This window comes from Lysinibacillus parviboronicapiens, from assembly GCF_003049575.1.
Taxonomy (GTDB): domain Bacteria; phylum Bacillota; class Bacilli; order Bacillales_A; family Planococcaceae; genus Lysinibacillus; species Lysinibacillus parviboronicapiens.
The window spans coordinates 126,819-140,728 of the sequence record NZ_PYWI01000007.1; the positions used below are offsets into that span (position 1 = coordinate 126,819).

The following is a 13,910-nucleotide window of genomic DNA, read 5'->3' on the forward strand; positions in this document are numbered from 1 at the left end:
TACAACCCTCTAAACGAAAAAAAGAGAGCTTTTGCGCCGCTCCCTTTTCATTAAAATTACGGTTTTAGAATTACTTTAATGCACTCGTCTTCACGATCATTAAAGATTTGATAGGCTTTGCTTGCTTCTTCGAGGGGGATCTTATGTGTAATAATTTCTGTTGGATCAAATTCACCAGCTACAATTTTGTCAAATAGCTTTGGCATGAGATGTATGACAGGCGCCTGCCCCATTTTGAGGGTGATATTACGTTCGAATAAATGCCCTAGTGGAAACTGATTATATTTAGCACCGTATACGCCTGTTATTTGAAGTGTTCCAAATTTCCGTACAGCATCCATTGCAATACGAATTGGACTTAATGTCCCTCCTTGTAGTTTCATCTTTTGACCAATCGCTTCCATTGCAGTTTTCTTGCCGTCCATTCCTACACAGTCAATCACCACATCTGCTCCACCTTTAGTAATCTCACGAATATAGAATCCTGTTTCATCATAGTCATCAAGATTAATAACTTCTACATTATTCATTTTTTTAGCATGGGCTAAACGGTATTTCACATGATCGACAGCAATTACACGACTAGCTCCCTTCATCCATGCAAATTTTTGCGTCATTAAGCCGATAGGTCCACAGCCTAACACGACGACTGTATCCCCTTTTTTCACGCCTGCATTTTCCACGCTCCAATAAGCAGTAGGCAGCACGTCCGATAAAAACAGCAATGCCTCGTCCTCTAAATCACACGATTCAGGAATAACAAATGGCATAAAATTCCCGTATGGTACATGAAGAAACTCTGCTTGTCCTCCTGGATAATTACCATAACGTTCTGTAAAACCAAAATAGCCACCTGAATCTACTTCTAGATCGGGGTTCGAATTATCACATTGACTTTCCATATCGTGGTTACAGTAATAGCAATCCCCACACGATACATTGAAAGGTAATATAATACGATCTCCTTTTTTAACCTTTGTTACTTCTGGACCTACTTCTTCTACAATTCCCATTGGTTCATGTCCAATTACATAATCCTTATTGGCAGGAATAGCCCCTTGATAGATATGCAAATCCGAACCACAGATTGCTGTGGATGTAACTCGCACAATAATGTCATCTTTCTTTTTTAACACAGGATCATCTACATTTTTTACTGCAATATCTTTAATGCCCTGAAAGGTTACTGCTTTCATTTAAACATCTCCCTCATCACTTTTTAACACCATCATAAATATTTTTTATTACGTATGTTTAGGCGTATTGTTCAACATTATCTCCGTGTATAAGTCGTTGTATTCAGCAATCATTCAGGCACCTCCAATTATTCAAGTTATCTACTTTCTACCCTTTATCAATTCCTTTCTAAACGGTTAGATAGTCAATTTTCAACTACAGACATATCGTACTAAGGGTTATTTTATTTTTAGATACTGCAGTAACTATCATATAAAGTTCTAGTTTGCATATATTTGGTAAAACAGCTTAAAGATTATGATGGGTGGAGGAATACTGTAGTTGAGTGCAATGATACTTGGTGGTTTTCTCTTTTTCAGTGTCAGTATAGGCGGGGCTATTGCTTGGATTTTTTCGAAGCTATTTCAACATACGACTGAAGGTTTATCACTATTATGTGGTGGATTTTTAGTAGGTTTGCTCGTGTTAGATATTATTCCAACTTCTGTTCACATGTACAAGTCTTTTGGCATAATTCTAGGCATAATCATCGGCTATCTCATGTTTAAAGTTCTTAGTAGTTTATTTCACCCTGCTCATTCACAAAATCCCTCCGTATATTTACTTGCATTCGCTATGATCATCCATACAATTCCAATCAGTCTTACAGTAGGTAATTTACTAGGGAATTCGGCACTTGGCATTACCATTACAGCCTCAATCATTCTCCATCACCTTCCAGAGGGTTTTGCTGTTAGTACGGCACTTCTTTCTCAAGGTGAAAAACTATGGAGACTGTTACTCTATTTTTTAGGTTTTTCAATATTCTTTAGTATTTTTATTTGGATTGGTCAATACACAAATTTGACCATCAAGATGCAAGGTATACTAATGGGGGTCTCCATCGGCTTGATTGCTACAACTAGTATATCTGAATTTATCTTGCACCATATTCGCTCCGTATCGATAAGGGTATTTTTGACCTATCTATTATTAGGCTATTTTTTGAGTTATGCATTCCATTTAATGGTGTAAACGTGAGTAACTAATAATTACAAATCGATGACGTCAATAAAAAATCCAACAGTGTCAAACATGACTCTGTTGGATTTTTTGCTCTGGAAGGTTCTATTCACATACTAATACTTGTCTCTCAAAAGTACCTTTCTTGACGACACAACGATCAATAATTTCAAACCCTGCCTCATTTACCATATTATCTATTGTTTCGATGGTCACTAGTACGACTCTTTTAGCAATCCGACGTGCTGATTTAATAATCGTAAACTGTGAATCCACTGAAATATGTGTAAATAAATTGTAAGGCAAATCAATAATCGCTACATCATAGCTTCCCGTTATTTGTGCGATATCGCCCATTAATACCTCTCCCTGTAAACCAAAGTGAGCGATATTAGTGCGTGAACCCTTAGCGACAAGTGGATTAATGTCACGTCCAACGATATCCATATTCATCGAAAGTGCTTCAACTAAAACTGTACCGATGCCACAGCACGGATCAATTGCTCGTATACCTAAGGGATTCGGAATGGCAATATTCGCGACTGCTCGTGCTACACGTGTGCTAAGAGCTGTCGAATACATTTCAGGCTTTTGCTGATGCTTAAGCCAAATTGCCTCCCCCTCCACATAATTTCCAAAATACCAACGATTGTTATGCCAAACAAGACCAAAGACAATATCAGGCTTAACCAAATCTGCTTCTGCCTGTATACATAAACCAATCTCTCGCTCTACCTGATGACGTTCATGCTGCTGAATTTTTTGAATATCCCCAAGGTCAAATTTATTTAAACAAACTACTTTAAATGTACCCGCGCCTAATACAAGTTGCTGTGCAAACAGCGCAATATCCTTAACCTTTTCTGCTTCGTATAACACATCTAAACGACTTCGAATGAATGGACTTCTACTTGGCTCAATTTTTTTGGATGCTAGTAGTATATTCGATGCTACATCAAAGCCAAACATTGCACGCATTTCTAAATGACAGAGCTCCTGCTCATTCGTTTGCCACGCATACGTATAAAGATAAGAAGTAACTGTTTGTGTGTTCATAGTGTCTCCTCAAGTTCCACAAGCAGCTCAAAAACAAAGCGATATAACAGTACGAATACTTCACCAAACGATTGTTGCTCACTAAATCCTTCAAGAGCATTCAACGCAAGATTCACTTCCCAAAGTCCATCCTGCCCGGAAAATGCCATACTATACGTTATATTCTCATGTTGTAAATGTGTTGTTAAATAGGTATGTAAAAACTCACCTTGTTTCTTTTGCAGTCGCAGCCCAAATAGCGCACTATAGACAGCAAATGCCTCATCATATTCCAGCGCAAAGGAATCCACCCGAATGACTTCAAAACGATCAGATTCCACATACATAAATTCATGAGCATGTTCCTGTAAATAATGTACAGACATTGCCAAGAACGTCTCTGTTTCTTTAGCTAACAACTCTTCATTTAACTTGTCACATCGTTCAATGACATTAAAATGTAAGGAAGTTTTATGTTGTATTACTCCTTCATGTAGCAATGCATGTTTTTCTACATACGCCTTTTCGACATCTAATAGCGCAAGGTTTACTTGCCCATTCAATAATAATTCCATTTGTTTTTTTAACAATTCGTCAGCTCCAATCAATTACGCCAAAGGTATTTATCTTCATTCAGGCCAAATTACGTTTCACCATCTTCTAAGGTGTAAATTTTTCGTATTGGTAGCTACACAGTCAGCACCTTTAAAATTTGCTGATATAAAGATAAATTCATCGTAACCACCAGTATAACTTAGTTTGCATGACAATATGACAAATATCCGGCATTACGATTAGCTAACATTCTTTTTAACTTTCCTTTCAAGTAGTAAAAGAGATTTCCTTAATAAAAATGTTGCAGACAGTTTATATTCTTGTAAGTAACCCTAGATAACAAAAAAAGGTGATAGGATGGCGTAGTATCCCCCCATCACATCACCTTACTTGTTTAAACGAGCTTGAAAATCTAGCCTTGCTATTTACTCTTCGTTAATCGTCATCAACGTCAACGATAATATTTTAGAAAACTGCGCACGTGTCAGGTTGCCTTTAGGATTAAATTTACCATTCGCACCATCAATAATTCCTAATTGCTGTAATAATCCGATCGATTCAACTGTTTCCATACGCATTTGATCCTTATCAGTAAATGTATTAGTTTTGCTAGCTTTCGCTACATCAAAGTCCATTCCTTCCAAGTAGCTTGCCGTTACATAGGCCATTTCCTCACGAGTAGCTGGTTTATTTGGCTCAAAATTATTGCCATCAAAAATATCGATTAAGCCATACTCTTGTAAAATCGCTACTTCTTTTGCACCCCAAAAGCCCTGCATATCTTGATATGTTGCAGGTCCTTCATAATCTTCATTTACGTCTAGGCCAGATGCACGGAAAATCATAGCTGCTAATTGACCACGCGTTACTTGTCCATTTGGATTGAATGTTGTATCAGTAGTGCCGCTCACAATCCCTGCTTGATAAAGTAATTGGATATAACTTTCAGCCCAATGTCCCAATGTATCTGTGAAATATCCACCTGGCTTTAACTCAAAATCTGCACGATTAAAGACCATAATTAAATCATTTATATCTTCTCCGCTTACAGCTTCCCATTTTCCTGCTGTGTAAATTTCAGCTTTAAAGGAATTCCCCGATTGCGTAAGCTTCATTTGAATGGAATCGCCAAAAATTTTCTTATATTCTTCAAAGTTCTCTTTAAATGCCTTTTCTCCCTCTGGATATAGGTTTGTCCCATCCTCATAACTTTTCATCATTGCTACTAATGACAATTTTACAGTAATACTATTACTAGTGGATACGAGTGTCAGTTGATCATCTGAGAATAGTTTAGAAAGTAAAAACATTTTATAGATGTCTTGATAGGACATCGATTGTACCTGGCTAGTGTTTGTTGATGCCACAAACAGTTGTTTATTCACAATGCTTGAAACGTCTACATGCTCCTGTGCTTGTGCTTGTGCTTGCAGTCCGAATCCTCCTGTTAAACATGCAATACTAAGTGCTCCTGCTAACATCGTTTTTTTCATTTTTCTTGCCCCTCTCTTTTCATAATTTTAGTGTACTAAAATAACAGTTAGAAAATCTATAAAAATATGTAAGTACTGCAAAAATATCTAAAAGACCTATTTTTTCACTTCCAAATTATTCATCTGCGTTAGCGGAAGCTATTTATAAAGCACTATGTTCAACTAGGTAAGTAAACGCAAGAGAAAAAAACGATATTTAATACCTTTCCCTTTTTTGTCTATAGCTGTACCATTTCTAAGGAATCCAGCTACTGAGCATATAAGCCCTGATTGTACATTTAATGATGAATTCATCAAGTACTCTATCAATACTTTGTAGTCTTGAACATTCCCAAACCCAAGGTATTTTTGGCACTAGTAAGCACATACTTGAAAAGTGTATTTTAAGTGGCTCGGCCGCATATTTTTATATCATTATAATAATAAAGGCTTTCATTTGATTTTTATTTGAGATAAGCAGTAGTATGGAGTTGTATTAAGGAAATTATCGCACACACAAACTATTATACTAATGTAACAATATTAGAGGAGGATTTAAGATGAATTATCAAAATATTACGGTTGCAGGAAGTGGCGTTCTAGGAAGTCAAATTGCCTATCAATCAGCTTTTAAAGGGTTTAATGTGACTGTTTATGATATAAATGATGATGCGTTAAAAAATGCACAAGATCGTATTTCAACTTTAAAACCATTGTATCAACAAGATTTAGGCGCGACACAAGAAGAAGTAGATGCTGCCTATGCTCGTCTATCTTTTAGTAGCGACTTAGCAAAAGCTGTTGAAAATGCTGATCTTGTGATTGAAGCGATTCCTGAAGTCGTAAAAATCAAAACAGAATTTTATACAAATCTTGGCAAAGTTGCACCACAAAAAACGGTTTTTGCAACGAACTCATCTACTTTATTGCCAAGTCAATTTGCAGATGCAACTGGACGACCTGAAAAGTTTTTAGCGCTCCATTTCGCCAATACAATTTGGAAAAACAACACAGCTGAAATCATGAAGCACCCAGGTACAGATATGAACGTATTTGATGAAGTTGTAGCCTTCGCTAGAGCAATCGGCATGGTGCCACTACCATTATATAAAGAACAACCAGGCTATATTTTAAATTCATTACTAGTACCTTTCCTAGATGCAGCTGAAATGCTATTAGTAAAAGAAGTAGCTGACCCAGAAACAATCGACAAAACTTGGATGATTGGTACTGGTGCACCACTTGGGCCATTTGCTATTTTAGATATCGTTGGGATTAATACGGCATTTAATATTGTCCAAGCTAAAGCCGCCGTTTCTGGTGATGACAACATGCATAAATTAGCAGACCTGTTAAAAACAGAGTATATCGACAAAGGTAAACTAGGGCGTACAACGGGTGAAGGCTTCTACAAATATCCAAACCCAAACTTTGCAAAACCTGATTTTCTGAAAGGATAATCGCGATTGGCACCAATAAGCAACAATAGATAGCTCAAAACCCTGTGGATTCTAAAGGTTGAATCCACAGGGTTTTTTGGCTTCACTCAATCAAATAAGTACATACATTTTACTTTCTCGATTGTCAATAATGTTCAAGCTGTAACCTTTTAGCAAGTTGATGTGTACTTTCCTAACTGCACCGACTTTTTTAGATTTTAACGTCCAATATTTTGGGTGCCATTCAGTTACTCAACACTTGAACCTGCTCCAATAGAGACTGCTTTTGTTACGACATTATCTCCCTTACTATTCTTTAAACGAATAGTACCTTCCGTAACAGATGTTGATGGGTTTAAGCGCATAGTGATTATTTTTTGAGCAATGCCCTGGCTATTAGCCGTTAAAGTACCAATATCAAAGTAACCATAGCTAGTCGGCCAAGTCCCATCTGAATTTTGCACTTGAGAAATCGATGTTCCGCCTGGTAGATAAACTTGAATGCGATATCCATTAGCAGAAGTTAATGGTGTTAACCCACTAACAGTAACTGTGGCATTAAATGTATCACCATTATTAGGCAATACAGCAGGAACCGCTACAGCATAACTTAATGTAGGTAAAGGCTCTACATCTGAACCATAGGATCCATCTGCAAATGTTGAACGATCATACCATAAATAGCCTGCATTAGGCTGGCGCCAAGGTTCACCTAAAATTTCACTTGAAGTTTGAGGATTCTCTAATGACAATCTAGGCGTTACACTATCCAATGTAATCGATGTTTGTGCAAATGTTGTATAACTTTCATCTTGTACTAGCCAGTCAATAATATTAATTAATAATTCGCCATTATCGTGTGCTATAAAGCCATCGTATGTTCTTTTTACATTTCCAGTTTCTTCATTGCGATATTTAGGTGTGGCATCTTCAACCGGTGAAGAATCCCCAATAAATGCTGCTTTTCCTAATTCCTTTTTACCAATTGCAACATATGGTCCTTCTGCTACACTACCACCAGCATAGACACCTTGATCCACTGAATTCGACCATTTATTTGCCGATGCTGTTAAACCATTTGGTAAATAGACAATCCCTTTCGCCAGATGAGGATTGGTAATTGCCAGTGTAGAACCTGCATGAATGGAAACTTCTGATACACCTGCTGTAATTCCGAATGACTCACTTGTAGAAACCACTTGATTTGCCACCGTATTATCGATTGCATTGTAACGGAACTCTACCCCAAATTCATCGCTTAACCATGTAGAGCTTTCAACGCCATTTAGGGCATTTGCTTCGGCTGAAGACATGCCTAATGTTGGATTTTGATAAGCACCACGACGCCAGCCATTCATAATTTCATTGGAGTCCCAACGATTTAAATTTCGGTCAGCATTATAATGATCGGCGATAAAGAACACACCACCGCCTAATTCCGCAAATGTAGCGATTGCCTCTTGTTCAGAAGTGGTAAATGGAATTTGGGCCTCTGGAATGACAAAGACATCATAATTGATCAAATCATTTAAAGTTAATGGCGCATCACTACGGAATTCTTCTACTGTATATCCTTCTGCAGTTAATCCATCAGCAAAATCAGAAAAAGCACCATCAATTACCCAATCAGCTTGGCCAGCTGTTTGACCATGACTATTATCAAATAATACAGAATAACCATTCGCGTGCACAGGCGTAATAATAGGAGCTGGATCTTGTGCATTTTCTGCCGAGCTCGTATTAACAAATATTGAACTAATCATCACTGTACTCAATAGTGCTGAAAACACAAATTTAGATTTCTTCCTCATGAAAAACCAACCTCCATTTTTTAATAAACTTCTACTTCTAGCCCGTAGCCAACTATTCATCGAAACCTTGATATTACCCCCTAACTAATTTTGTGCGAATTTTGTTGGACATATATTCAACGATTAAAATAAGCAAGATTAAGCCTATTAAAATCGAACCAACCTCTGACCATCGATAAGCATTCATCGCAAAGATTAATGGCGCACCAATACCTCCAGCTCCCACTAAACCAAGCACGGTTGCATCTCGTAAATTCATATCAAAACGATAAATCACAATCGATAAAAATGATGCCAAAAGCTGTGGCAATATACCAAATCGAATTTTTTCTAAAGTTGTGCAACCGATTGATTCCATTGATTCCAGAATCGATATATCTAAATCTTCAATGACGTCTACATATAATTTCGATAACATCCCAATACTGACGAGCGACATTGTAAGAACACCTGCAAAAGGCCCTGGTCCCGTAACACGAATAAACATTAAGCCATACACAATTGCTGGGATTGTTCGAATCAAAATTAATAAAAAACGAACAACATATGCAATCGGCTTTGGCACAATATTAGAAGCGGATAAAAAAGCAAGTGGAATGGCTAAGATCGAACCAACGACTGTTCCTAAAAATGCAATTGCCATCGTTTCGATTAATAAATAGGGCACACCGCTTGTCGTAACATTCACTAATAAGGACAAATCTGGTTGAACCATACCGACTAAAATATTTTTAGCAATTGTAAAGCCATTTGTTGTCAGTTGCTCCAATTCAATGGCCGATAAAGACCAAACAAAAAGAAGGCATAAAATGAAGATGGTCACTAATTGGGTGACACGGCGATTCGGTTCTAGTTTATATTGTTTTTCAATGACATTCATGCGTAATCTCCTACATTAATTTCTTTCGATAATGTTCACTAATTGTTTCAATTATAAAGACCGTGATGACCAGTAAGAGTAAAATCATGCCGACGTTCGCATAATTTCTCCAACCTAAACTCTCATTTAACAATAGCCCGATTCCACCTGCTCCGACATACCCTAAAATAGAGGCATACCGTACGTTTCCTTCGAAGCAAAATAAAGACGTCGATAAATAATTAGGCAGAATTTGTGGGAAAATTGCATAACGAAATGACTGGATAGTTGTTAAGCCCATTGAATTCATTGCCTCATAAGCATCCATATTGGCATTTTCGATTTGCTCATATAATAATTTTCCGACATAGGCGACTGTAAATAAGAAAATGGCCACGGTACCGGCAACCGTCCCTAATCCGAAAACGAAAGTAGCAACTAATGCGACAATTAAAGTCGGTAGTGTACGCAGTAAACTAAGAAAAAACTTCATTGTTGCTGACAACCACTTCCACTTCGTTATATTACTTGCTGCAAGAATGGCTAAAGGTAATGCACATAGCACACCCATTAAAGAGCCCAAAAGCGACATTTTAATCGTATCTAGTAATGGTTGCCAAATGTGAGGGAAATACGCCCAAGTCGGAGGAACCATCTGTTGTAAAATCACAAAAAACTGTTCGATTCGTTTTATAATCGTTTCAACATTAAAGCCTGTAATTACAGCGGACATATAAGTAAGTACAAGAATCGCTACCACAACGAAAGGCATAAGAGCAGGCTTTTCGGTCACTTCTTTTCCATTTGGGAGTATGATTTTTTTAGTTGGTAACAGCTTGTCGAACATCTACTACGCTACTCCCTTCTTCAACCTGACCATTATAAATTTGCCGAAGTACTGCCTCTGTGACATCCTTTGCCGCTCCATCATATACGATTTCGCCGGCACGAATGCCAATAACGCGATTAGCATATTCGAGCGCTAATTCCACATGATGAATGTTCATAATAACGGTCATGTTGAGCTCTTTATTGATCCGGCGGAAATCGTCCATTACTTGATGGGCTGTTACTGGGTCTAGTGAAGCTACTGGTTCATCTGCTAATATGAGTTTGGGATTTTGTGCTAGCGTACGTGCCAGTGCCACACGTTGTTGCTGCCCGCCTGACAGTTGATCTACACGGACATAGGCTTTATCTAAAATTCCTACGCGATCTAATGCCATCAAAGCCTGCTTCTTCTGCTGTTCTGTGAAAATCCCCAACAGTTTTCTCCAAAAGGGCATTTCTGGAACGAAAGACACGAGTACATTTTTGATGACCGAAACCCGTGTGACTAGATTAAAAGATTGAAAGATCATGCCAATATTACGTCGAAATTGACGTACGCTTTTTCCCTTCAACGTATTAATGTCCACCTCATCAACCAATAATGTGCCCCCCGTAATTTCATGCATGCGATTAATACAGCGTAATAGCGTTGATTTCCCTGCCCCTGAACGTCCAATAATTGCGACATATTCGCCTTGTTGAATTTGCAAGTTTACATTTTTCAATGCTGAATAGCCATTAGGATATTGTTTTTGAACTTGTTTAAATGCAATCATGTCCTTACTCCATTCTTAGAAAAAATGAGAACATTGCTAGAACGTTCTCATTTCACTTGTTATTCGATTGATCATTATTTCCTTTATTTCGAACCTAATTGTTGTACAATTTCTTGTGCTTTACGCTCATTAGCATAGTCTGAATCGTTGGCTGCTTGATAACCCTCATGACTATACACAGCGATTACGTCTTTGCCTTCTTCAGACTTTCCAATATTAATAAACGCTTGTTGTAATACTTTTTTCAGCTCATCGTCCATGATTTCTGAGTTTTTACTTACACTAATTGTGTCATTATAAATTGCAGGCATCACACCGATTAAATCTGTTTCTGCCCAAATATCTGCTTTACGATTAAAGTCAGTCATCCAAGCTTCCTCGTAATCACGACGAGCATCGGCAAACGTAACCAGTAAATCCGTTTGCCCAGCAGCTAAACGAGCAAAGGCTGTTCCATATGAATCTACTTGCACAACTTTGGATAAATCAGTAATCGTTTTTTGATAGTTTTCTTGTAACCATAATGCAGGGTAAATATAGCCTGCTGGTGAAGAAGAAGACATAACATTCCAGTTTGCACTATCTAAATCTTCAAATGTTAATGCTTCACCCTTATTTACTTTCGCTGCAAGTTCTTGACCTTTTTCTGATGGACCTGCAATTAAAATCCCACGATAAGAAATGGCTTGCTCTGCTGTTGCTTCTGTTGGTTCATTTTGATTCCAATCAGCAGGGTTATCTGAATCATTGTTTAATCCTGCACGCGTGGCTGTTAAAATTACTTCTGCTCCATCGTCATAAAGGACATATGTACCTCCTGGAATAAATCCAATATCCGTTGTTCCAGCAGATAATGCTTCGCCCACTGCCTCGTAATTTGTCCCAACTGTAATATCGATTTTAGCAACGTCATAACCTAAACTTGCTAGCTCTGTTTTCAATAAATCTTTTAACGGTTCTGTTGCTGTAATAATTTCTTGTGGATCACGGGATGGCACAAATCCGATCGATAATTTTTCAAGCTTTTTGTTACCTGCATTCTCTTCTGTATCTGGACTATCTGTAGCATTCGTTGCTCCGCTTGCATCCTTATTTTCTGTTGATTCATTTCCACATGCTACGAGTACTACAGCAAGCAGAAAAGTTGTTGCGAACATAAGAAACTTTTTCAAATGTGTCTCCCCCTCCGATTTTTTTAATGCTCCATAAATATAGCAAAGCATTGTTAAACACATGTGAAAGGTTTATATTATTTTCTAAAATATGTAAATTTACTGTAAATTTCTTTTATTACTTCTTTTTTAGCTGCTTAATCATCGTATACTTGAGTCAATGCAAACCATTTGGAGGTCAAGCAATTTTATGGAGACAAAAAAACTGCAATTACTTGTAACAAGTGACATCCATGGCTACCTTATGCCTACTACCTATCGCCGTTCATTAGAACCTTTAGGGTTAGGGAAATTAGCAAGCATTATAGAGGCTTTGCGTGGACAAACACCAAGTCTGTTAATTGATAATGGCGATTTAATACAAGGTAGTCCGCTGGCTTCTTATTATCATGCCAATCACTTACATCAACCAAATCCCATTATTGATGTAGCCAATTTCTTAAACTACGATGTTGCAATATTTGGGAATCATGAATTTAATTACGGGCTCCCTTTCTTAAAAAAAGCCGTTACACAATCACAATTCCCTTGGTTAAGTGGCAATATTTATCATCAAGATGGCACAACATTTACGCAACCTTACATTGTCAAAGAATTAGAAGGGATACGCATTGCTATCATTGGTATCACAACGCATTTTGTCCCCATATGGGAGGAAGCAAGTCATATAGAGGGCTTAGATTTTCATGATGCCTTTGAAAGTGCAAAAAGGTGGATTACGCATATACGTCATCATGAAAAGGTAGATGTGGTGGTGCTGTGTTATCATGGTGGATTTTCACATGACCTATCATCTGGGGAATTACTAGAACCTGATACAGGAGAAAATCAAGGTTATCTCATGTGTAAAGAACTTGATTGCGATATTGTCATCACTGGCCATCAACATCGAGAAATAGCTACAAAAGCCTTCGACAAAACTGTTGTACAGACTGGCACGAAAGGAAATTGCTTAGCTGCGATTACCATTAAACTCGATAGAGAGAATGGACAAATCATCAACATGCAACATGAAGCAGCCTTACATTACGTTGAAGAAGATACACCCGCTTGTGCGCAAGTAACATCACTGGTGGAAGCCATTCATCAACAGACGGAAAACTGGTTAGATGAGCCTCTCGGGGCAATTGAAGGAAACATGTTGTTTGAAGATGCCTTTCATGTACGTGTCTATAAACATCCATATATCGAGTTTATTCAAAATGTACAAATGGCAGTGACCAACACCTCGATCTCATGTACGGCATTATTTCACGATGGACCTGGGGGCCTTCCAAAAGATGTCACGAGAAGGCATATTGTGACAAATTATATTTTTCCCAATACCTTAAAAGTGTTACGAGTAAAGGGGCAAGATATTGTCCAAGCTCTTGAACAAAATGCCAGCTATTTTTCATTGAAGGATGGGGAATTGACGATATCAACAAGCTTTCTTTATCCGAAAGCGCAACCCTATAATTATGATATGTGGGAAGGAATCAACTACACCCTAGATATTCGTCGTCCCATTGGCGAAAGGGTAACAGCAGTGACTTTTCAAGGTGAGCCACTACATGTGCAAGCTTGTTATGATGTCGTGATGAATAATTATCGAGCGACTGGTGCTGGGAACTTCCCCTATTTTGCACAATGTCCCATTGTAAAGGATGTGCAAACGGATATGACCGAACTCATTACTCATTATTTTGAAGAGCATCCGACCATTCAAGCAACGCACCACCAAAATTGGAAAATACTATATTGAAATTAAATTATGCTTAC

At 37.8% G+C, this 13,910-nt stretch carries 12 protein-coding genes; 3 read left to right on the forward strand and 9 right to left on the reverse strand.

The window, feature by feature from the left end; all coding sequences use genetic code 11:
• Positions 1-56: 56 nt before the first annotated feature.
• Positions 57-1,196 carry a zinc-dependent alcohol dehydrogenase gene (locus C9J35_RS08660; RefSeq protein ID WP_107924193.1) on the reverse strand — a complete coding sequence of 380 codons (1,140 nt, stop codon included), beginning with the start codon at positions 1,194-1,196 and terminating at the stop codon, positions 57-59.
• A gap of 331 nt (positions 1,197-1,527) precedes the next feature.
• Here C9J35_RS08660 and C9J35_RS08665 point away from each other — a divergent pair, with 331 nt between their 5' ends.
• Positions 1,528-2,211, forward strand: a complete 684-nt coding sequence (locus C9J35_RS08665) for a ZIP family metal transporter (RefSeq protein ID WP_235616238.1) — start codon at positions 1,528-1,530, stop codon at positions 2,209-2,211.
• Positions 2,212-2,304: 93 nt separating this feature from the next.
• On the opposite strand, the gene C9J35_RS08670 is transcribed toward C9J35_RS08665, so the two are convergent.
• The 3 genes from C9J35_RS08670 to C9J35_RS08680 all read right to left on the reverse strand — a co-directional run bounded on the left by C9J35_RS08670 (position 2,305) and on the right by C9J35_RS08680 (position 5,282).
• On the reverse strand, positions 2,305-3,255 hold the full coding sequence (locus C9J35_RS08670; RefSeq protein WP_107924195.1) for a TRM11 family SAM-dependent methyltransferase: 951 nt from the start codon (positions 3,253-3,255) through the stop codon (positions 2,305-2,307).
• Positions 3,252-3,824 (reverse strand): hypothetical protein, encoded by a 573-nt coding sequence (locus tag C9J35_RS08675; protein WP_054767594.1) that lies wholly within the window; start codon positions 3,822-3,824, stop codon positions 3,252-3,254. The genes C9J35_RS08670 and C9J35_RS08675 overlap by 4 nt, the downstream gene beginning before the upstream one ends.
• Positions 3,825-4,214: 390 nt before the next feature.
• Positions 4,215-5,282: an S-layer homology domain-containing protein gene (locus C9J35_RS08680; protein WP_107924196.1), complete on the reverse strand. Its 1,068-nt coding sequence runs from the start codon at positions 5,280-5,282 to the stop codon at positions 4,215-4,217.
• A gap of 539 nt (positions 5,283-5,821) precedes the next feature.
• On the opposite strand from C9J35_RS08680, the gene C9J35_RS08685 reads away from it, so the two are divergent.
• Positions 5,822-6,721: a 3-hydroxyacyl-CoA dehydrogenase gene (locus C9J35_RS08685; protein WP_107924197.1), complete on the forward strand. Its 900-nt coding sequence runs from the start codon at positions 5,822-5,824 to the stop codon at positions 6,719-6,721.
• 227 nt (positions 6,722-6,948) lie between these two features.
• Here C9J35_RS08685 and C9J35_RS08690 read toward each other — a convergent pair whose 3' ends face one another.
• The 5 genes from C9J35_RS08690 to C9J35_RS08710 all read right to left on the reverse strand — a co-directional run bounded on the left by C9J35_RS08690 (position 6,949) and on the right by C9J35_RS08710 (position 12,149).
• Positions 6,949-8,511, reverse strand: coding sequence for a hypothetical protein (locus C9J35_RS08690; protein WP_054767592.1), 1,563 nt, complete (start codon positions 8,509-8,511; stop codon positions 6,949-6,951).
• 73 nt (positions 8,512-8,584) lie between these two features.
• The gene (phnE, locus tag C9J35_RS08695) at positions 8,585-9,391 is read right to left on the reverse strand and encodes a phosphonate ABC transporter, permease protein PhnE (protein ID WP_107924198.1); all 807 of its coding nucleotides are present in this window, start codon (positions 9,389-9,391) and stop codon (positions 8,585-8,587) included.
• Between the two features lie 10 nt (positions 9,392-9,401).
• A complete protein-coding gene (gene phnE / locus C9J35_RS08700; protein WP_107924199.1) occupies positions 9,402-10,217 on the reverse strand; it encodes a phosphonate ABC transporter, permease protein PhnE in 816 nt (271 codons plus the stop codon).
• The gene (gene phnC, locus C9J35_RS08705; protein WP_054767591.1) at positions 10,192-10,977 is read right to left on the reverse strand and encodes a phosphonate ABC transporter ATP-binding protein; all 786 of its coding nucleotides are present in this window, start codon (positions 10,975-10,977) and stop codon (positions 10,192-10,194) included. Before phnC ends, phnE (C9J35_RS08700) begins: the two co-directional genes overlap by 26 nt.
• Before the next feature lie 83 nt (positions 10,978-11,060).
• Positions 11,061-12,149 (reverse strand): phosphate/phosphite/phosphonate ABC transporter substrate-binding protein, encoded by a 1,089-nt coding sequence (locus C9J35_RS08710; RefSeq protein WP_438941203.1) that lies wholly within the window; start codon positions 12,147-12,149, stop codon positions 11,061-11,063.
• A gap of 190 nt (positions 12,150-12,339) precedes the next feature.
• Between C9J35_RS08710 and C9J35_RS08715 the strand changes: the two genes are divergently transcribed.
• Entirely contained in the window at positions 12,340-13,893 is a 1,554-nt protein-coding gene (locus C9J35_RS08715) for a bifunctional metallophosphatase/5'-nucleotidase (RefSeq protein WP_235616235.1), read from the forward strand.
• The last annotated feature ends 17 nt before the right edge of the window (positions 13,894-13,910 follow it).

Bases quoted from the DNA above. Each gene is read 5' to 3' on its own strand.
- C9J35_RS08660 (WP_107924193.1), bottom strand. From the start codon at position 1,196: ATGAAAGCAGTAACCTTTCAGGGCATTAAAGATATTGCAGTAAAAAAT.
- C9J35_RS08665 (WP_235616238.1), top strand. From the start codon at position 1,528: ATGATACTTGGTGGTTTTCTCTTTTTCAGTGTCAGTATAGGCGGGGCT.
- C9J35_RS08670 (WP_107924195.1), bottom strand. From the start codon at position 3,255: ATGAACACACAAACAGTTACTTCTTATCTTTATACGTATGCGTGGCAA.
- C9J35_RS08680 (WP_107924196.1), bottom strand. From the start codon at position 5,282: ATGAAAAAAACGATGTTAGCAGGAGCACTTAGTATTGCATGTTTAACA.
- C9J35_RS08685 (WP_107924197.1), top strand. From the start codon at position 5,822: ATGAATTATCAAAATATTACGGTTGCAGGAAGTGGCGTTCTAGGAAGT.
- C9J35_RS08690 (WP_054767592.1), bottom strand. From the start codon at position 8,511: ATGAGGAAGAAATCTAAATTTGTGTTTTCAGCACTATTGAGTACAGTG.
- phnE (WP_107924198.1), bottom strand. From the start codon at position 9,391: ATGAATGTCATTGAAAAACAATATAAACTAGAACCGAATCGCCGTGTC.
- phnE (WP_107924199.1), bottom strand. From the start codon at position 10,217: ATGTTCGACAAGCTGTTACCAACTAAAAAAATCATACTCCCAAATGGA.
- phnC (WP_054767591.1), bottom strand. From the start codon at position 10,977: ATGATTGCATTTAAACAAGTTCAAAAACAATATCCTAATGGCTATTCA.
- C9J35_RS08715 (WP_235616235.1), top strand. From the start codon at position 12,340: ATGGAGACAAAAAAACTGCAATTACTTGTAACAAGTGACATCCATGGC.